The sequence below is a fragment of the Paenibacillus sp. FSL W7-1088 genome (genome assembly GCF_037969855.1).
In the GTDB taxonomy this organism is placed as follows: Bacteria; Bacillota; Bacilli; order Paenibacillales; family Paenibacillaceae; genus Paenibacillus.
Map to the genome: position 1 here is coordinate 6,665,260 of NZ_CP150216.1, position 21,001 is coordinate 6,686,260.

Genomic DNA, 21,001 nt, shown 5'->3' on the forward strand with positions numbered 1-21,001 from the left:
TCTCACGGTTTATTTGGACTGATATCGGTCATAGGCCGCCTGATGAACCTCAATCGCACGCTCAATGTCCATGCTCTTGATCGTTTCGGCCATGGTGTCAAAATCGGAGATCAGCTTCTGTCCGCTAATGATTGCTGTCATCGTCTCATTTAAATACGTATTTACCTGGCTCATAATGGACGTACTTGTGCTTACCTCATCTGTTGACAAACGAATTGGCGGAAGCGTCAAGGCAGAGCTTGCTTTCATCCATTCCGCATTCGCTGCACGCTGTCCATCATCAAACAGTAATGCATCCAGATAACGGCTATCCTGATTGATTGGACCGTCCATAATGGATAAAGCATAGGAAGCCAGTGCCTGGTCATAGGTCAGACCGTTCGGATTATTAATGATGGTATCTGAGAATTTGACACCGTCCCCATCGCGAACATAGCTATCATTTTCGATACCGAAGTTGAACAGATCACTACCCTCTTCGCTATAGTTGTAGTCCATCCACTGCACAATATATTTCAGTTTGTCTTCGTCTGCGGAAGCCGTAATGGCCTCACCATAACTCAACACTTTGGTGTCCATATTAAATGTCGCATAGGAAGTCCCATCCGGAGACACAGGCCACGGCACGCCGGTCACATTAAAGCTCGGATCGGTATCTCTCATCAGATTGAAATATTTACCCATACCGCTGAACACACCGCCCTGATACGCTCCTGCGAGATTGCTGGTGATCTTATAGTCGAACGCCTTGCCATCATTGGTCATAATCTCGGGATCAATTAGCCCTTCCTTATACCACTTGGCCATCGTCTCCAAAAAGTCACGGTAGCCCGGCTGGATGGGTCCAAACTCCACCTGGTCTCCATTCAGCTGGAAGCCCCCAATCACGCCAAAGGCTGCAGCAAAATCATGGAGCTTGGTCAGGTTGCCCGGCCCCCAGTTTCCGGTGAACGGCAGCTCATCTGGCTTGCCATTACCGTTAGGGTCCTGTTCCTTGAATGCCTTGAGGACCGTATACCACTCATTGATGTTGGTAGGTACCTTAAGGTTGAGTTTATCGAGCCAATCCTGGCGGATAATCAAACCGGATGTGGCATTCAGCTTCAAAGCATCCAACTTCAGGAGCGGGAACATATAAATCGTTCCATCGTCGAGAGCAATCTGCTTCTTCACATCCGGATCGGATTCTATGATCCGCTTCAAATTCGGTGCATAACTGTCAATCAATTCATTCAATCGGATGATCCGGCCGTCCTTGATCATTTTTTCCGGTCCGCCAACGGCATCTGCCCAGTTATAATAAATCACATCCGGCAACTCCTTCGTGGAGATCAACAGATTAAACTGGTCACGCTGTTGTCCAAGCGGAGGATGTGTGAACTTTACTTGGATGCCCGTCCGCTTCTCCTTCTCCTTGTAAGCCGCCATATCGCCAAAATTATTCAAGGAAGCCGTCAGTTTGGCATCACTCGCGCGCCAGTAGTCAATGGTAAATGGCTCGCTTGTAATCGGTAGCGGAATCTCGGTTAATGCCTGAACCGCAGGTTCTGTTCCTTCTACTGGCTCTGTGTTACCTGGCTCCTTATCCCCCGTACAGCCGGCTAGTAAAGACATCGTAAGTAGGGATGACAACAGGATGGACCCCATTCTCTTTTTCACGTAATTCGCCTCCATAGGATACATTTTTTATTGTTTCACAGCACCGATTAGAGCGCCCTGAACAAAATAACGTTGGATGAACGGATATACCAGCATAATCGGCAGCGTGGAGATAATGATGGTCGCATATTTGATGTTCTCTCCAATGGCAAAGCCGGTATCGGCTCCAGCGCCCATGGCCTCTGTACTGCTGCTGATCAGAATATCGCGCATAATAATCTGGATCGGATATAGCTCCTGACTGCGCAGGTAGAGCATCGGTCCGACATAATCATTCCAATGGTCCACCGCATAATACAGCATCATGACCGCCAGGATTGGCTTTGACAAAGGCAGTACGATTCGGAACAAAATCAGAAAGTCATTGGCGCCATCAAGCTTCGCCGATTCGATCAGACTGATCGGAATGCCCTCAAAGTTTGTTTTCATAATGAGGAAATAGAACGTACTGATGGCACCCGGAATAATAAGCGCGAAACGGGTATCCACCATGCCCAGATTCTGAATTAACAGAAAAGTCGGGATCATTCCCCCGCCGAAAAACATCGTGAACGTAATTAATTTCATCAGCGTTTTTCTGCCCATCAGATCACTGCGTGATAAGCCATAGGCTGCCAGCGAAGTCATGAGCAGATTGATGGCCGTGCCGACCACAACATAGAACAAGGTGTTCATATATCCGGTATAGATGCGAGTATCCTGAAATACCGACTTGTACGCTCCCAGCTGGAAGCCTTCAGGAATGAGCATCAGTGACCGGGAACGCAGCATCTGATCCGGATCACTAATCGAAGAATTGAACACGTACAGCATCGGGTAAAAGCATAAAATCATGATCACCACGAGCAGCAATGTATTGAATGCATCAAAAAGTCGTTCCCCTATAGACTGTTTCATCGCTTCACCTTCCAATTACCAGAGACTGGTTGAGTTAAGCTTTCTGCTAATCGCATTGGCCATAATAAGCAGTGCGAAATTAATGACGCCATTGAAAAGTCCGATGGCCGTGGAATACGTATAATTGCCCTCCAAAATACCGGATCGATAAACAAAGGTGGAGATGACATCCGATGTCTCATAGGTCGGTGCCGTTTGCATCAGCAATATTTTCTGAAAATCAGCGTTCATCACCGCCCCCATGCGCAAAATCAACATGATCACAATCGTTGGCATGATTCCCGGCAGTGTAATATGAAGCAGCTGTCTCCAGCGGCCTGCGCCATCAATTTTGGAAGCCTCATACAGCTGTGGATCAATCCCGCTGAGCGCTGCCAAAAAGATAATCGATGCCCAGCCCGCCCCCTGCCAGATGTTGGACAGGATGTACATCGGACGGAACATATCCTTCTCCGCCAGAAACATGATGGGTTGCAGGTCGAAAAAGTCACGAATGACGTTAAATAGTCCGCCATCCAATGCGGAGAACGTTTTCAACATTCCGACCACGACGACAACCGAGATGAAATGTGGCATGTAACTAATCGTCTGCACCGTGCTTCTGAACCACTTTTTCCGTACTTCGTTCAGTAACAGGGCCAGGATGATTGGAGCGGGGAAACCAAACACAATGCTGTAAAAACTCAAAATCAGCGTGTTCTTGATCAGTCGCCAGAAATAATAACTTTCAAAAAACATGGTGAAATTATCAAAACCAACCCATTCGCCTGCCAGGATTCCTTTGACCGGGCTGTAGGATTCCTGAAATGCCATCAGCAGCCCGTACATCGGCCCATAGCTAAAAATCAGATAGTAGGCTACAACCGGAACGAGCATCAGATACACGTATCTGTTGCGGACAAGCTCCTTTTTCATCGAACTCCATTTGCCAGCTGGCTTCAAACGCCCAGGTTCGATCCCCCGGCTTCGATTCAGCTCCATCCACTCAACCTCCACTCTCGATGTTCATTCACTAACATGACACCTCTAATAATAGAAGCGAGCGCCTTTTCTTCCCATGCTCATTTCCGTTAAATGGATGTTCAAAACCGAGTTCCGTCCGACAAAAAAAGACCCTGCTGCCGATGAAGGCAAACAGGGCGAGGTATGTAGATAAGGTACAAGTGAAATATGCCAGTGAGATATGTTCATGCGACAGTAACGCTGTTCTAGGGCACTTTCTTGTACTCGGAAGGGGAGAAACCCGTGTATTTTTTGAACATTTTGCTAAAATACGGCCAATTGGAGCCAAAGCCCGTCTGTTCGGCAAGCCAGGATACGGTACAGTTTCCGTCCTGCTCCAGCAGCTCCAATGCTCTTTGGATGCGGTAACTTAACACATAATTGGTGAATTTCTCACCTGTTTCTTTTTTGAACATTTTACCAATGTAGTCCGGATTCATATATATTTCTCCGGCGATGGACTGGAGCGTCAGTGTTTCGTCCCTGTAGCGCTTCTCTACGATCTGCTTCACACTGCCCACCATCTGTGATTGTCTGGAGCGGTGTTGTTCGTAGCGGCGAAGCGTAATTTCCTTGGCAACGGCAAGCAGAAACTGTTGAAAGGAATGCAACGTGCTGGATTCAATCATACCTGGCAATTGGTCCATATACCTTTTCATCTCGGTAGAGCCGCTGAGCCGAATCATTTCCATAAATATTTGAATAAGATAGGACTTCGTTTGAGATATATCGTATCGCAAGTCAGCGAGCAGCTGAAACACTCTGTTCAGCTCTGTTCCGGCTTCTTGCCAGTGTCCAGCCTTGATCGCCGTAGCCATCCGCTCTGGATCATATTCGAATTCAGGAAGAGTCCGCTCGCCTGGCGAGTAGACATCCCGCTTCATAATAAGACTGCCTTCACCGAGGTAAAAGCGGTAATTGAGATAGACTAGCGTCTGCATGTACAATTGCCGTGCCTGTGGAAGATCTCCTGGTTCGCTAAGAGCAATTGTGAGATCATCATGATAGTATCGGGTAAATGTGGCGCGGATCTCATCAATATTATGGAACAACTGCGTTTCAGACAACTTGTCCTCCATCATCAGTAGCACATGACCTCCAACCGTGGTACTTAAGATCGGATTATGAAAAATATCCTCGGCGATGTTCTTGACCGCGAACAAGTGCAAATACTCATGATCTCCCTCAATCTCTACCAACAGCAACCGCACACGCTGATCCTGAATTTTTACATCGAACAGCTCTCCGAAATACTTCCATTCCTTGACCCCATAAGTTCTGTTACTGACCAGCTCCTTTAGAAAATATTCCTTGGCATGCGGCAGTACACGCTCCAAATTATATTGGATCGATTGTACAAAACGCTCCTGATCCGTCCACTCCCGCTTCTCACTGACCAATTCACTGATAGCCTGTACAAGGTGCTCTTCGCTGCAGGGCTTGAGCAAATAATGCTTCACCCCATACTGCATGGCGGTCTTCGCATATTCAAACTCCGTAAAACCCGTGAGCATGATAAACGAAATATGTTGATACTTCTCTGCCACAGCTTCAACCAGCTCTAACCCATCCATTCCCGGCATGCGAATGTCTGAGATGATGATATCCGGGCATTGCCGCTCGATCATAGCAAGCGCTTCCAATCCATCTTGAGCAATGCCGGTCAGCTCTGTTCCTAATCGCGACCAGTTCACAACACTTGCGATCCCGTCCGAGATCATAAATTCATCATCGACCAACAAAACCTTGTACATCGTATGCAGCCTCCTGCCTTTTACCAGATCCATTCTATTATATGAGCATTATGCACAAATAGAGGGGAGAACGATGATTGACATGGTTATGAAGCATAACAAGTCTGATTTCTGAACAATCCTGTCTCATCTCATCGAGAAAAATCATCCACTAGCCGGCTATTGGAGCTGGTCCCTTCAAAGACAAGAAAACCCTCACCCCGCTATAGGGTGAAGGTTAGCCTCGCTTCATTTTTAAAATAACCAGGGTGCAGAAGGCGTACTTACGTTACAACGTTACGTATCCATCCCATACTCCTTCACTTCACGATTACGGTTCAACACTGCGTGCAGTACAAAACCAAGTACCGCAATCGCCGCTGTGCCAGTCGCCAGCCACGCTACAGGGATCAATCCCTGTTTGTCGTACATAACCCCCATTGCATACGGCCCGATAACCCGTCCAACCGCACCGATACCACCGGAGATCCCGATGTAGAAAGGTGCCGCTCTTCCGGCATGCTCTGAGATGAATGCAGGCGTAGCAGGTGAGATCAGCATTTCCCCAAAGGTAGCCAGTACCATTGCAAGCACCATGCCCGGATAGCTATACATGGTGATCATGACGATGTATGCCATGCCGTAGAACACGGCACTTGCAGTCATCTGAGCAGTCGATGTACGGGCCATCGTGCGCTTAACCCAGCTGGTAAAGGGTTGTCCTACAAAGATCAGCACCCCATTCAGGGTCCAGAGCAGACCGTACATTCTTTTCTCCATACCCTCGGAAATAATATACGGAGACACACCCGTATTCCAGATGGAATTACCGAACAGCAGGAACAGCACGCCCAGGCTCATGAACAGATATAATCTGGTGTTGCCCAGCAGCGCCCAGACGCCCGGCCCATCGGGAACTGTTTTGCGTTTGGTCAGATGTACTTCGCCCTGATCCGGTTCTGCCCGCGACAGATAATACCAGAAGAAAATCGCAAACCCGGCGGAGGTCACCCCGTTCAGTACAAAGCTGAGGTGATAGGAAAAGTCAGCGAGAAAACCACTCAGTGCTGTACCAATTGCCACACCGATATTGTTGGCGACATAGATCACATTGAACAGTTCCCCGCGTCGCTCCGCAAACCGGAAACCGATAAAGGCTTGAATCGCTGGTAACGACAATGAACTGAACAGGCCGATCCAGCCCATGGCACATATAAATACAACCCAATACGCGCTAATCCACGGCAGAGCAAACAGCCCTAGAGCGTTCAACGCCAGCGATCCGATGATCAGCTTCTTGACCCCCACCCGGTGGTACAATGCACCGCCGAGCAATTGCCCGAAGATGCCGCCCAGGGACTGGATCAGAATAACAAACCCCGCGTTCGCCATCGTGCGTCCAAGCTCGTCAAATACATACATCGTGGTCAGCGGCCACATCAAGGCACTGCCTGTCGCATTGACCAAACTTGCCAGCAAAAATATTTTCACTTCTTTTGGATACGTATCCAGCCATCTCATCATTGTGTTTATTCTCCTTAGTACCTTCAAAAAGCATATTGCCATAAAAAATAGACCCTTGCCCTGACAGCATGATTAGCCAGAGCGAAGGCCATTTGAACTTAGAAATTTAGAATGTAGTACTTTGAATTCCGAATTTTGCTCTTTATCATTCTGCTTACGATCTATCCTTTGTTCATCTTACCTGAAAAGATCCGATCTGCAAGCACATTCATTGACGCTTCACTTCGACAGTGGCCGAGAAGAATGTGGCCCCGTTCCCCATGTCAGACAGACGATTGGACGTGAGCGAATTCGCCCGCTGTTTTTTGCCATTGCCATCCCACCATAAGCCTTGACTGATCACCGTTCCTGGCAGCATGGATTCACTCACCTTGGCGGTTAATTCGATCCGGCCACGGTCGTTCCATACGACCACCGCATCCCCGTCTTCCACCTGTCTGCGGGCTGCGTCCTCCGGATGCATTTGCAATAATGGCATCTTCTCCAGACGTTGATGTTTAGCCGAATTGGCAAAGGTGGAATTCAGAAAATTATGATTTGGCGGCGACAGAAACATCAGCGGATAAACATCTCCAGGTCCAGCCGGGTTTTCCCCGTCATACCCCTCCACGAGAGCACTATACGTAGGCAAAGGAGGCAATCCCTTCTGTGCCATCGTTTCCGAATACAGCTCGATTTTCCCCGAAGGCGTGGGCAACTGATCCAAATAGGAGTCATGTGCCGACATATCCAGCTTGACGAAATGATGCTGCTTCAGCCCCTCCAAGGTTACTCCGTTCATGTAGGGATTACCCGTACCCTGAAGTGCTTCCTCAATCATCTGTTCCGGTGTCTCACCGAAAATCTCTGGGTCATACCCCATCGCCTGTCCAAGCAAAGAGAACAATTCAACATTGCTCTTGCTCTCACCCAAAGGCGCAATGACGGGCTCTTGCAAATGAACATACTGGTGCCAGTAGGACGTATACAGATCCGTCGTTTCAAATGAAGACGTCGCAGGCAGCACAATATCCGCGTATTTCGCCGTATCCGTCATGAACAGGTCATGGACAACCGTAAACAGATCCTCCCGTGCAAAACCTCGCTCCACCCGCTCGGTATCCGGTGCCACCACCAGTGGATTGCTGCAGTAGACCATCAACGCCCGGATCGGCTGCTCCGCTTCCAGCAGCGCTTCGCCAATCCGGTTCATGTTCACCACGCGCGGCTCCGGGTTCTGCCGCAGCTCCGGGCGCTCCAGCGCATCGCTATTGGTGCTCGCGTAGCTGTTGGTACGAATGGCGCCACCGCCGCGCTTCAGCCACTGCCCTGTAATGGCAGGCAGACAGGCTACGCTGCGTACGTTCATGCCGCCGTTGTCGTGATGCTGGAGGCCATTGCCGATATGAATATGGGCTGCCTGTGCGTTGCCATACAGTTCAGCCAGCTTCACAATGTCCGCTTCCGGCACGCCTGTAATACGTGCAACGCGCTCAGGGGTGTAGCTGCGGACATGATCACGCAGTGCCTCATGGCCGACCGTATACTTTTGCATAAAAGCTTCATCCGTCAGTCCCTGCTCGAACAGTACATGCATTAATCCGAGTGCCAATGCACTGTCTGTACCCGGGTAGAGTGGAATGAACCAGTCTCCCCATTGGGCGGTCCGATTGCGATGGACGTCGATGACGACGATTTGGGCTCCCTTTTTGCGGGCTTTCTCGGCCAGAACAACCTGATGCATATTGGTGCTGACGATGTTGCCTCCCCACACCAGAATGACATCCGCATGCTCTGTATCCTCAGGCAATGTTCCCCGGTTCGCACCCATCGTATATTTCCAGCCGGTATTTCCCGCTGCATTACAGATGGTCTGTTCCAGCTTGCTCGCACCTAGCGCATTGAAAAATCGACGATCCATGCCGTCCACACCAAGAATGCCCATGTTTCCATAGAAGCTGTAGGGCAGGATGCTTTCTGGTCCGTAAGTATCTGCCAGTGAACTGAATTTCGCCGTAATCTCGCCGATGGCTTCGTCCCAACTGATTCGCTCGAACTGGCCTTCGCCCTTGGCTCCGATGCGTCGCAGCGGATATTGCAGCCGCTCGGGGTGATACACCCGCTCCGTCATATTTCGAACCTTGTTACAGATGGCGCCTTTTGTAATCGGATGGTCCGGATTGCCCGCTACCTTCACGATCTTACCGTTCTCCTTATGAAGCAGCAGGCCGCAAGTATCCGGACAATCGAGCGGGCAAACCGCCGGGAATACGCCATTTTCCTGATCGATCATATACAAGTTCCTCCCCCTTCAAAGCTATCCTCATATCATATCCTCTTCCTGGTAATCGAGTAAAGAGAACAGTCTTTTTTTACCGCCACAACCGCTCCACATTTTTTTCAAAAAATCTTTTTTCCCCTTGATTCAATCTCGAAATTCAGGGGTAAATTAAAAATAAGGCATTAGGCTAGTGTTTCCCCACTTCCTCCTCATGCCATATCATGGACCACTCCCGAAATTCGCCATGAACAGGTTTCGTTCCCCCGAACCTTGTCATGGCGAATTTATTTTGCGTGGATAATTTTTCATTAAAAAAAGCGATTCCTCTCCCGCCCATCACAGCAAACAACCATGACTTGAGCGAGATCAGAATCGCCTCTCCTGTTTAATTTTGCAATCGTCTTTCCACTCGTTTTCGCACTTGTACCACGGTTACAACGCTACTCGATTACTCGTAAAATGCCGCTACGCCTGCTTGCTCCACATCGGTCTGGCTTCCGTCTCCACAGGCTGGGCCGCCGCCATGGCCACTTCAGGCTTCGCTTCCGGCTCATGCTTGCGCAGATACACCATCCAGTAAGCAGCCGCCACAAACAGCGCCCCTCCCGTCAGGTTGCCAAGCCATACCGGAATGAAATTGATGATGTATTGCCCCCACGAATAATGCCCTTCGAAGATCGCCGCAGGAATCAGGAACATGTTGGCGACAACGTGCTGGAATCCAATAGCCACAAAGGCCATCGTTGGGAACCAAATGCCCAGTACTTTTCCACTCATCGTATCCGATGCGTAGGACAGCCATACTGCGAGAGCTACCAGCCAGTTACACCCGATCCCGGATATAAAAGCCTGAAGGAAGCTATCGTCCAGCTTGTGTCCAGCCATATCCACCACCTTCGTCAAATAAGCCCCCTCTGCCGTCAGTCCGAGCACATGCCCAAACGCGTAGGCCACAAAGATCGCCCCAAGGAAATTACCTATCGTGACTAAGGTGAGATTCTTCAGCATGTTGCCTGCGGACAGTTTGCGTGCAATCGTCGCGAGTGGAACGGCCATCATATTACCTGTCAGCAGTTCCCCGCCGCCAATCAGCACCAATATCAAACCTACCGGGAACACTGCTGCACCAATCAGATTAACCAAGCTGCCCCACTCGGCCGGAGCAGAGGCAATGACCCGAATATCCAGCAGAAATCCGAGCGCAATAAAAGCGCCTGCCAGAAAACTGAGTATCAATACGGAGGACACTGGATTCCGGGCTTTCTTCATCCCCGTATTCGCCGTATATTGTGCAACCTCAAGAGGTGTTTTTGCTGCCATAACGATCCTCTCCTTCACAGTTCATGAACATCATAATTCAACTTGTTTGGTTGATATATTCATTGTATCGCGAAGGTTTCAAGAGGTTTGTTACTTTTATCACAAAGTCTGAAAACTACATTTTAATATTTCCGTTGTATCTTGCTTGATGTTCAGAAAAAGCAAAAAAGAACTACCGCAAAATGAATGCGGCAGTTCTCAGATATTATGGTTACACCATCGCTGGTGCTTTTACTTCTACTGGTGGCAGTGCTTGCAGACCAGCCGAGTTCAGGAAGTTCCACGGTTTGTTGTAATGTGGTTGGAAGAAGAAGTCGACGAAGGCCAGCTCATCTACCGTCATGTTGTTCTGGATGCAGACAGAGATTGTATTGATCGACTGTGTCAGATCAGCCTGCGACATGACCTGCGCACCAACAATGCGGCGTGTAGCCTGTTCATAGATTACTTTGAGCAGCAGCTTCTCTGCCGTTGGCATGAACTCCGGACGGTAAGCATCTTCAAGCGTTACAGCTTCAACGACCAGACCCTCATCCGCAGCAGATGCTTCCGTCAGACCTGTACCTGCAATATTTTGCTCATAAATTTTGATACCTGATGTGCCTTGTGTACCCATATACGGTGTCGTAGGACGAACCAGGTTCCGTGCTACGAGTGTGCCCATCCGCACGGCGTTGGTTGCCAGAGGAATGTACGCTGCCTTGCCGGTTGGGTTGTAATGAATTGCACAGCTGTCTCCAGCAGCGAAGACGTCTTTTTGACTGGTTTGCATATATTTATCGACGATGATTGCGCCGTTTGGAAGCATATCCACTTGCCCTTTGAGCAGCTCGGTATTTGGACGGAAACCAATGCACAGAATAACGAGGTCTGTCTCGAACTCTCCTTTGGATGTAATGACCTTGTTCACTTTGCCATTCTCTCCGGTAAATTTCTGAACCGTTTGGCCCAGCGCCAGCTTGATGCCGTGTCCAGTCAACGTCTCTTCAATGGCATCCGTGAACTCGGGGTCGAGATATTTATTCAAGATCCGGTCCACGCTATCGATCAGTGTAACTTCCTTGCCGTTCATTTGGAAAGCCTCCACCAGCTCAATGCCGATATAACCTGCTCCTACCACGGTAATACGTTTGGCATGTTTGGCTTTCTCAATAATCGTGTTGGAATGGTTGTAGTTTTTGCATAATAAAATGTTGTCCATCTCGATGCCTTCCAGCTTCGGTACGACAGGCCATGAACCCGTGGTCACGATCAGCTTGTCGAAGGTATCTTCGAATTCTTCCCCTGTTTTCAAGTTTTTAGCCTGAAGTTTGTGACCCGCAGCATCTACTGACGTCACTTCATGAAGCATTTTGGTAACGACACCGAGCTCAGCCAGTTGATTTGGCGAAGAATAGAACAGTCCGTCCGGATCTTTCACCACGCCACCTACATAAAGCGCAATCCCACAGGATAAGAAGGAGATGTTGTCATTGCGCTCATACACTGTAATGGTAGCATCCGGGTACAATTTGGCGGTGTTAACGATGGCTGCGGTTCCTGCGTGTGTACATCCGATAACTGCGATTTTCATGATAAGGTCCCCCTTGGAGTATATAAATAAAAAATTGAATTTAACGTCATTGCGGTTGTGAAATATTTCACTTCTAAGTGGATACTGATCATGTGATTTATTTCACTTTGTACACTTATTATAATGTGATATTTTTCACATTGCAAGAGGTTAATCAAAATAAATTTATCGGATGTGGTTTTCTTTACGATCAAGCGAGTCATCAACTCATCTTCATTGACTTCAGTTTTCCCTGCTTATGGCTGGTTTATGCTCAAAATAAGCGTAGTAACTACCGAGGAGACACGTATATGGAGAGGATATTTGGTACTAAAAATTGTATCAAAAAAAGCCTGTCCTCCAATCTGGAGGCAGGCTTCTTCGTTCATTTTATACGCCAAGCAGCTTTTCAATCTCAGCAGACATGGCTTCAGGGGATTCTTTTGGTTCAACACGCCCTACAACTTCACCATCACGATTTACGAGGAACTTGGTGAAATTCCATTGGATGCTGTTGTCTTCGCCAACACCAGGTTGCTGCTCACGCAGATACTTGAATAATGGATGCGCATCTTCACCATTTACGTCGACCTTGGCAAACACCGGGAAATTAACGCCATAGTTGATTTGGCAGAAGGATTCTGCTTCCTCACTGGTACCCGGCTCCTGGCCGCCAAACTGGTTACAAGGGAAACCCAGTACAACCAAGCCTTGATCACGATAGCGATCATAGAGCTTCTGCAATTCACCGTATTGTGGAGTCAGTCCACACTTGCTGGCTGTATTGGCGATCACCAACACTTTGCCTTGATACAGATCGAGTGGAACTTCCTGATTTGCGGTCGTTACCGCCTGATACGAATATACGGACATGACTGATTCCTCCCATGAGTATGATGTAGGTTGGGCTGCTGTATGTACTGTACCGAATGATCATGCGGCACACAGCCTGTCTCTATATTATAGACCTGAGGCGATCAATTACCAAATCTTTGATTACACCCTGCTCAAGTTTATTTGCAGAACCACAATTCCTCCATCAACATGGACAGACCTTTCGCCAATCATCCCGGTTGTTACTCGTCCACATTCCCGTAACCAGGTGTAGCTGATTGCTCCCATCCTGTAGACCTCCTAGAATGCGAATGAGCCGCGTGCATAACGCACAGCGGCTTCATTCTATCGTTTAGGACCACATACGGCCCGTTTCATTTAAATTCCTGTCGCGTGACGAACGCGTTGCTCTGTCCGTGCTCCAGCATGAACCATTGCACTGTTCATGACCACTTGTTCTGGAGGTGCTGGTTGCTGACGTTCACCCGCAAGGGCGTAAGGCAAGCAGAGCGGTACACCGGAACGTGGATCAATCACGATATCAGCTTCAATGTTAAATACTTCGCGAAGCACATCGGAGTTCATAACCTCTACAGGTGAACCTGTAGCGATGGCTTTACCTTTTTTGATACCGATCATGTGATGCGCATAACGGGAAGCATGGTTCAAGTCATGCACAACCATTACGATCGTACGGTTTGCTGTGGCGTTCAGCTGCTCCAGCAATTGCAGTACTTCAAGCTGGTGAGCCATATCCAGGAACGTTGTCGGCTCGTCCAGGAACAGAATGTCTGTCTCCTGTGCAAGAGCCATGGCGATCCAGGCACGCTGACGCTGTCCACCGGACAGTTGATCGATTGGACGATCATGGAACTCCGTCATGCCTGTCACTTCAATAGCCCACTCAATCATGCGTTTGTCTTCAGCACGCATTGATCCAAAACCTTTTTGATAAGGGAAACGTCCGTAGGACACCAGTTCGGTTACGGTAAGTCCTTCGGGCGCTGTTGGATTTTGTGGCAAAATCGCAAGCTGCTTGGCTACTTCACGCGTGGACTGCTTATGGATGGACTTCCCGTCGAGCAATACACTACCTGCTTTTGGATTCATGATCCGTGCCATCGTTTTCAGGATCGTAGACTTCCCTGAACCATTGGCTCCAACAAGTGCTGTAATTTTTCCTTGGGGAATTTGAATATTCAGATTATCAACAATCAGTCTTTCCTCATAAGCGATATCCAACTTGGACGTCTCCAGACGAAACATGCGATCATCCCTCTCTCATTTATCCCGGTTATGTATTCCGGCTATGACAACGAAAACGAAATTGTAGTTCAGCGTATTTCCGGCGCAACAAGATCTTATACTCTAAAGATACTGATAATCATTATCATTTGTCAACAGTAAATACTAAATTCCTTGACGGTTAAGAGCTATTTTTGAGGTGTTTTACTAGAAATCGATCAGATTGTCCGCACTTTATGTGAGAGCTTTTCTCATCGTGTACGTGCATTTCATCGCTTTGCGTTGGCCGAATTTACCCAGTATCTTAATAATGTGTCCGAATTGTGAAAAATAGACCTATATTGATTCATTTTGTAAAACTCACATCCATCGCTTGAACAAAAAAATACAGCCCCTACGAAATTCTTCGAGGTGGCTGTATTCACATTAATAGTATATTCACGTAATACCGCTTAGAGCTTCGGTTCCGGGACTAGGTTAATCACAGTCGTTCCACTCTGAACACTTACGATGTCCTTTAGATCAAAATCGGCCGGAAGTTCGACTTGGTGCCCATAAGGATACAGACGATCTGCTTCGGCAACAGTCAGGTTTTCCACTGAAGATGAATCTGCTCCTGTAGACTGAGACGAATCAGAAGGCGTGCCATCTACATCTCCCTGTCCTGTGCCTTCATCCGCAGTGTCAGAGGCTGTGCCAGTACCTGCATCCGTCGATGTGCTCCCTGCTGCTGGATCTGAAGTGTTGCCCTCCGTTGAGGCTGAATCTGCTCCTTGCTCGGTTTCTCCGCTCGGCTGAGTATCATCCGCAGTATCGGTAGAAGAACCTGCAGAGCTGCCTTCAGGCGTGCCTTCTGAGCTGTTCCCAGCAGTAGCTCCCCCATCCGGCTCCTCATTTCGGTTGAAACTCTCCCATTCACCCTCAGCATGGAGCTCCTGTGTCGTACCATCTTTCAAGTTCCATTGGAGAGTGCCCGTTTGCAAAGCATTGCTGTCCGTTTCATTTCTGTACCGGATCACCAACTGGGCAGGTGTTTGTGTACCGTCGTCCCCTTCGGATGCCGGAACGAGGTAGGCGATCTGTTCAGCGAGCTCCACCTCAGGTTCAGCAGGAACAACGGGCTCCTGTGTCGGTGGAGGTGATGCCGCAGGTGTCTCCGCCTTATCCCCTATCAAGGCATACGTGCCTCCTGCAATACCAAGAATCAGGATGATAATGACCAATCCTAGAAAAAGATTCTTCCTTTTACCTGTCAGTATGCGCACCAGCGGCGAAGACAACTCTGTTTTGGCGCGGTCGTAGGCCGGCTTCATCGTCTTGCTTGCTCTGGCATAATAGGGCTTGAAAGCTGCCTTTGACTTAAAGGCTTCGCGATCATGGGCCTTGAAATAGGCCACGATTGCATCCGCGTATCCCTTATGTGCGTTGGAGCCGCGAATAAACATGCGTTGATTCCCTGACCACTCCATAAATTGATACAAAACTTCTGTACGTCCTGAACTACTGTAGATAAATTCAATCAGGCCTGGATAATCGAGTCTGTTGCTGCCACTGCCACCGCGATAGAAAGCCAGCGGCAGTGCTTCAAATGAAGCCGTATCTGGGCGATCGCGAAGCTCTCCGGCAAGCCAGCGACGCGTCCAGCGCTGGAGCTCATTACGTTCGGCCAAAGAGAGGGATTCCAGTTCCTCTTCGTCACGCCCCTCACCGCTAAGCCATGCTCTCGCTGCCAACATCATGTTTGTACGCGCAGATACATCTGAGCCCTGGCGAGCAGCCCAGTCCCGAACCTCGTTTCCGTGCAGCAAAATATCAATGCTTAACAGCTGCTCACGGTTAACCCGCTCCAGATCGAGATCCTGGATCATAAATAAGTTAATGACGTAAGCCAGCTTATCTGCGAGCCGGGTTAAATCCTCCTGATACGCCGGTGGTTGGACAGCGGACCCAGGTCCACCTTTCCGATTAGCGCGTACTGCAGCTCCAGACTGCCCAATTCGGGCGGTAATACCTGTATCTAAGGAGCCTGCAGCTGGTACACGATCCAATATACTAACCCGCTTAAGTGCCTCATTGGCAGACTGAACGGGGTTGGGCGCCGAACACAAACGTTCACGCAGTTCGGTTGCTGTCCGTTCCAGCAAGAAGTTATTGTGAATGGCAGACGGGTGAGATGTAATCCATCTCTGGATCACTTCCACGACGTCGGCAGCTGATTCCGTGCGTTTCAACTGATTATCCAGATAGGGCTCGAACAGCAGCTTGGTCAGTGAGTCGTTCGCCAGCACTTTGTCGAAGAAAGCACGGCTTAACAGGCTGTCCCGATCCAGCAAGCCATACAGTTCCTGTACAGCACGCATACGTTTCTGCGAACGGGCGTTATTGACGCCATAGATGAAATAATCCACGATTCGGGACTGTACGAGTGGCGCAGCGACCCGGAAATACTCCCCGATGCGTGCTGCAACCGATTCTTCAGGTACATTCTCCCGTTTGACGCTGTCCAGCTCACGACTGAGCAGCGTCAGGAACAACTCATTCAAACGTGAACGTTGCTGCGCTCCACCTTCCGGTTTCAAGTAGGTGAGCAAGCCACTCAGGATCTCGCTTTTGTTATTCAGGTACAACTCTTCCATACCCTGCTCCAGACGATAGAACATAGAAAGTTCCCCGTACGCTTCAATGGAGAGCTCCCGCCCAGGCTCCATTCCGGACAGCATCTCATCCGCAAAAGTATAAAATGAATCGCCGGCCGCAGGTTCGTGCAGCAGTGACCAGGCGAATTCGGCATAAGGAAGCTTCGCCACAGATGCATCTGCATGGGTAACTCTGCCCGATACCAGATCAAAGGTGAAATCCTTCTCCGTGTTCCGATCTTTCGGACGCAGCGTACCCCGCTCCACAAACTGGAGGTGGATGCCTTTCTTCGCCTGCGGCTCCTTCGCAAACGTCATAAAGCCGAGCTGCCGCCGAAACGCGTAAGGCAGCGCCGTATATAACAAACGCAGCAGTCCCTTGGCTCCGGTTGTAACTTCTTCAGCAGGCACATCAAGTGCAATATATACCTTCCGACGTGTCGCTACAGCTTGCATGACAGCGTAGAGCAGACGCTTGAATACGACCTCGTCCATTTTCAGAGCGCTAAGAATCTGGCTTGGAGAGCTTTGTCCAACACCAGCTGCTCGTGGTAATTCATTAAGCGATGGCAGCACTGTACCTTGTTCGATGTCATATGACGTGGCGAACACAGCATCCAGCCAGCCGCCTTGCTTCATCTGCTCTTCCGAGCGTTCAGGAGACAAGACATAGTTATGAGCGAAAAAGGCACTGCGCAGCCCAGTAAAGTCAGCAGACTGGTACACATTTTGCCCAAGGATCGTCTCTCCACTCTCCAGTTGCAGCAGATGAATGGACGGGGGAAACTTCGTCTCATCCTTCTCACTCCGGCCCGTCAGCTCCGCTGGAGCGTCATAGACGCAGTAGGGATGAAGCACTTTTTTGATAAAAGAAGGGTCCAGTCCCGGCGATGCGGCAACCGTATCGAACCCCTCCGTTGTGCGGAACACCCCGCGCCGCTCTCGAGTATACAGCTGTTGTTCAATTGGCGGGGTTACGGAAGAACGCATCATCCCACTCTCCCCTCAATGTACTTCAGCTTGTACAGCAGCCAGAGGAATGGCTCATCGACACGGATTGGGCTGACCACACCTTGCAGCTTCATATCCACCGGATTGCTTCCCAGCGCAGACACCGCAAAGTAAGCTGTATCCTTAAAGTACACATCCATCGTGCCTTTAAACGGACGGTCCACCTTCTCGATAAAACGCCGGATCTCCCCGTCGATATTCTCGAATTCGGTAAGATCAAACCAGTCGCGGTGCACCATGTTGCGGAACACATTGCTGTTGGATTTGATATAATCACCCTCTTCGTCCTTGAGGGAATGCAGCATGTCGCTTTTGGTGAGTACAACGGCTGTTGGAATATTCGTCTTGGCTTTGTCCTGGTACGCGATAAAGTCACCGAACATCGTTAACACCACGTCACGCGGCTCATCGTATCTTGGCGTCCACTCGCCTGGCTCGTTGCCAAGGTTGATGCGGATTTTGTCCCGGATGGAACGAATCTGAAGCGGGTCCACCATAAACAGAATGCCTGCCGAGTTCTTGATATGCTGCCCGTGAAGTCCCAGATAGTCCTGCTCCACCATACCTTCACCAGCGACGTCAAAGAACACCAGTGTCAGCGGAGCTTTATCTTCATCCTTGAATACAAATTGGAAAATAAACGGCTCCTGCAGCTTCTCCTTCTGCGTTGAATCCAGCAAATCGCCCCGCTCGAACAGCGGTTCTTCATAATCGGCACGGAACCGGCGGCTAATCTCCGCGTTCAGCGGCATGCAGGCCGCATCAAAATGATCGGCTGTGTAATGCTGCAATGTATGAATTAATGAAGTCATGTAGACGGATTTACCCACCTGGGATGCCCCGATAATGGAAATGATATTGCTTGGTGCTTTGCCTGCTGTGACAGGCAGCTCGTTGTGGCACTGTGGACATAGCCGACGCCGCGTAACGACACCGTAACGGTCGTTCAGGCCCATTACAATGTTATCCGAATAGATGCGATGTTCCTCCGGTACATCATGCGGAGCCAGCACGGCCTCCATATCAAACACCGTATCCAGTCCAAACCGTTCGCGATATCGATTGAGCTTCGCATCTTCCCCAAGTGCGTAGTCCTCATCGTCGTCGCGATGATGCGCAGCCCGGAACACAACCTCCTCCGGTGAAAACTTGCTGAAACAATACGGACATACGATATCGTAAAACAACGGCCGCTCTTCCGGCTGCTGTCTCTTCAAAAACCGACTAAAAAAGCTCATAGCCACTCCCCTCCCCTGATCCGTTAGACAACGTTGATTTACACTTGCACTACGATGACAGAGTTTCTGTGTAAGAACTCGCCTAACTATCTAGTCTGATATAAGCCGATAGGCGGCTCCATATTTCGGTCCATCCGTGAAGAACAACCTTACGTAATCGTCCTTGGCGACCTCGACGGGCGGCATCTCATTTCTCCCGGGAGCAAAATCACTCACAAAAGGGTACACCGTGCCATCTTCCTTATTCAACGGAACCCCGCCTTGCTTGCGGACATAACAGAGCGCTTCCTTCGGAACAGGTGCTTCCGTTGTGACGGTCATCAGTACACTTTTTCGTTTCTGAAAAAAACCGCTCTTGTACCGGATCGAAAAGCGAATATCCGCCTTGCCTGCACTGGCAACGACCGTGTTGTCCCCATCACGCTGACGCACCAGAACTGGCCCGTCCTCCTCCATCTGACACACATACACTGTATAACGGATGGCACCAAAACCCGTGATTCGATCCATATATCCATTGCTCGCCTTATATTCTTCTTTTGTGTATAACTTCAGCTTGCCCTGTGCAGCCTGTTCCCCGGTACGATCATCACCCATCATATCGAGCTCCAGCCGTTCAACATATACAGCTTCCACGCTCTCTGGCCAGAGCCAGCGAAGTGTACACTGGCTCTCGTCCACTGCAAGTGTCAGTCTGCGAATCAGGGGCGCTGAAGGGTCTGCATCCATAAAACGCATCTATCGCCTACCTCCAGACGTCAAAATCCTTTGCTGCGCGAATCTCTTGCCCGCTGACCGAATCCTTCCACCGAATTGGTTCCTCCACCAGCATCGCGGCGCCCACGCGTCTTCCGCGGTGTATTCTCCTTGATCGGAATGATCCAGCTGAACAGGGTTAACACACCAGATAAGATGAGCATCGCTCCAAATCTCACAAATGTATCACCAACTGTTGATCCGTCCAGACCCCATTCGAGCAGAAGTCCAGCCAATAGACCAGACACGGCACCCCCAATTCCGAAACTGAGTGCAAGATGACGGTTATCGAATACCAGTCCAAGCGACACGCCTAGTGCGACACCAATCAACAGTAAGGCAGCCACTCTAAAGATAGCCAGATACGTACTATGCTCCATCATGCCTGTACGTTCGGTCACCAGCGTTCGTTCATCAATCGTATCGTAAATTTGCTGGAATGCCAGATTAAGTCCACCGGAATCTGGTACATCATAGTACATACCGCCCGTCTGCTGGGCGATATGACGCAGCAAGTCGGTTCCGGAAGGGTCCACCAGACTCAGTCCCACCGTATTGACGGCAATCTGTTCATTCGCATACTCAGACAAAATGCCGGATGTGTCTGCATCACTGAATCCATCGGATAACAGGATCGCTACCGTTCCACGTTTCGGGTCCTGTTTGCCCTTAATCTGTTCCATCGCTTCCCGCAGTGCTGCATCGAAATTAGTTCCGCCCGAGGTCGTCACGATGCCGTCTATTTTGCTGTACACCTCATTTTTGGCAGCTTCGCTGTCCAACGGGGTGAACGGCTGAAGCAGCTCGGGGTGATCATCAAAGGTAATCACCGCCACCTGTTTGTCGCTTTCCATTTGGCTGATCAGTGTTTTGGCCGCTTCAAAGCGACCGTTATCCGGGTCTGTCTCACTCATACTGCCTGAGTTATCAATCATCAGTACGATGTCTTTGACTTGTTTCACACCGCCTGGGTTAATCTGATACAGCAATTGCAGGGCAAGTCCAACGACAAACAACAGCGCCAGCGTTGCTGGAACAAGCAGTTTCCAAGATAGTCCTAGATATCGAAGCTTCCAGGAAGCTCCGTTCAGCTTTGGCGAGATCATCTCTGCGAGTAAACAGAATAATCCAACACTAAGCGCCAACACGCCAAAGTATAATCCCATCAGCAATAGACGGGGCATTTCCCCGAGCCACTGACGCAGCATGATTTCTCCAGCCGCAAAGCCCACAGCTCCGCCAATTAGGCTGAACAGGACCAGGAGAAGATTGATTTTTCGCTGCATGTTTGCATGCATCCTTTCCAAACCAGCCGTTGAACAGCTGAATTAATA

Annotated in this window: 15 protein-coding genes; 1 reads left to right on the forward strand and 14 read right to left on the reverse strand. The window is 49.5% G+C overall.

Annotation, left to right across the window (positions count from 1 at the left end):
- Positions 1-9: 9 nt before the first annotated feature.
- From MKY42_RS30115 to MKY42_RS30155, 9 genes are all read right to left on the reverse strand, one after another.
- Complete coding sequence (locus MKY42_RS30115; protein ID WP_339846950.1) at positions 10-1,659, reverse strand: ABC transporter substrate-binding protein; 1,650 nt, start codon at positions 1,657-1,659, stop codon at positions 10-12.
- Between the two features lie 27 nt (positions 1,660-1,686).
- Positions 1,687-2,556 (reverse strand): carbohydrate ABC transporter permease, encoded by an 870-nt coding sequence (locus tag MKY42_RS30120; RefSeq protein WP_090903442.1) that lies wholly within the window; start codon positions 2,554-2,556, stop codon positions 1,687-1,689.
- Between the two features lie 15 nt (positions 2,557-2,571).
- Positions 2,572-3,537, reverse strand: coding sequence for an ABC transporter permease subunit (locus MKY42_RS30125; RefSeq protein WP_090903441.1), 966 nt, complete (start codon positions 3,535-3,537; stop codon positions 2,572-2,574).
- Between the two features lie 227 nt (positions 3,538-3,764).
- A complete protein-coding gene (locus MKY42_RS30130; protein WP_339846953.1) occupies positions 3,765-5,312 on the reverse strand; it encodes a response regulator in 1,548 nt (515 codons plus the stop codon).
- A gap of 276 nt (positions 5,313-5,588) precedes the next feature.
- Entirely contained in the window at positions 5,589-6,812 is a 1,224-nt protein-coding gene (locus MKY42_RS30135) for an MFS transporter (RefSeq protein WP_339853162.1), read from the reverse strand.
- A 211-nt stretch (positions 6,813-7,023) separates the two neighbouring features.
- On the reverse strand, positions 7,024-9,087 hold the full coding sequence (locus tag MKY42_RS30140) for a molybdopterin oxidoreductase family protein (RefSeq protein ID WP_339846956.1): 2,064 nt from the start codon (positions 9,085-9,087) through the stop codon (positions 7,024-7,026).
- Positions 9,088-9,540: 453 nt separating this feature from the next.
- The gene (locus MKY42_RS30145) at positions 9,541-10,395 is read right to left on the reverse strand and encodes a formate/nitrite transporter family protein (RefSeq protein WP_339846959.1); all 855 of its coding nucleotides are present in this window, start codon (positions 10,393-10,395) and stop codon (positions 9,541-9,543) included.
- A 211-nt stretch (positions 10,396-10,606) separates the two neighbouring features.
- Positions 10,607-11,968: an FAD-dependent oxidoreductase gene (locus MKY42_RS30150; RefSeq protein WP_090903436.1), complete on the reverse strand. Its 1,362-nt coding sequence runs from the start codon at positions 11,966-11,968 to the stop codon at positions 10,607-10,609.
- A 369-nt stretch (positions 11,969-12,337) separates the two neighbouring features.
- Complete coding sequence (locus MKY42_RS30155) at positions 12,338-12,820, reverse strand: glutathione peroxidase (RefSeq protein WP_090903432.1); 483 nt, start codon at positions 12,818-12,820, stop codon at positions 12,338-12,340.
- On the opposite strand from MKY42_RS30155, the gene MKY42_RS30160 reads away from it, so the two are divergent.
- On the forward strand, positions 12,819-13,055 hold the full coding sequence (locus MKY42_RS30160; protein WP_143067066.1) for a hypothetical protein: 237 nt from the start codon (positions 12,819-12,821) through the stop codon (positions 13,053-13,055). The genes MKY42_RS30155 and MKY42_RS30160 overlap by 2 nt on opposite strands.
- 104 nt (positions 13,056-13,159) lie before the next feature.
- On the opposite strand, the gene MKY42_RS30165 is transcribed toward MKY42_RS30160, so the two are convergent.
- The 5 genes from MKY42_RS30165 to MKY42_RS30185 all read right to left on the reverse strand — a co-directional run bounded on the left by MKY42_RS30165 (position 13,160) and on the right by MKY42_RS30185 (position 20,953).
- Positions 13,160-14,047, reverse strand: a complete 888-nt coding sequence (locus MKY42_RS30165) for an ABC transporter ATP-binding protein (protein ID WP_090903431.1) — start codon at positions 14,045-14,047, stop codon at positions 13,160-13,162.
- A 431-nt stretch (positions 14,048-14,478) separates the two neighbouring features.
- Positions 14,479-17,655 carry a hypothetical protein gene (locus MKY42_RS30170; RefSeq protein WP_339846967.1) on the reverse strand — a complete coding sequence of 1,059 codons (3,177 nt, stop codon included), beginning with the start codon at positions 17,653-17,655 and terminating at the stop codon, positions 14,479-14,481.
- Positions 17,652-18,911, reverse strand: coding sequence for a hypothetical protein (locus tag MKY42_RS30175; protein WP_024632789.1), 1,260 nt, complete (start codon positions 18,909-18,911; stop codon positions 17,652-17,654). The genes MKY42_RS30170 and MKY42_RS30175 overlap by 4 nt, the downstream gene beginning before the upstream one ends.
- A 90-nt stretch (positions 18,912-19,001) precedes the next feature.
- A complete protein-coding gene (locus MKY42_RS30180) occupies positions 19,002-19,649 on the reverse strand; it encodes a beta-mannanase (protein WP_090903429.1) in 648 nt (215 codons plus the stop codon).
- Between the two features lie 20 nt (positions 19,650-19,669).
- Entirely contained in the window at positions 19,670-20,953 is a 1,284-nt protein-coding gene (locus MKY42_RS30185) for a vWA domain-containing protein (protein WP_090903428.1), read from the reverse strand.
- Positions 20,954-21,001 lie beyond the last annotated feature (48 nt).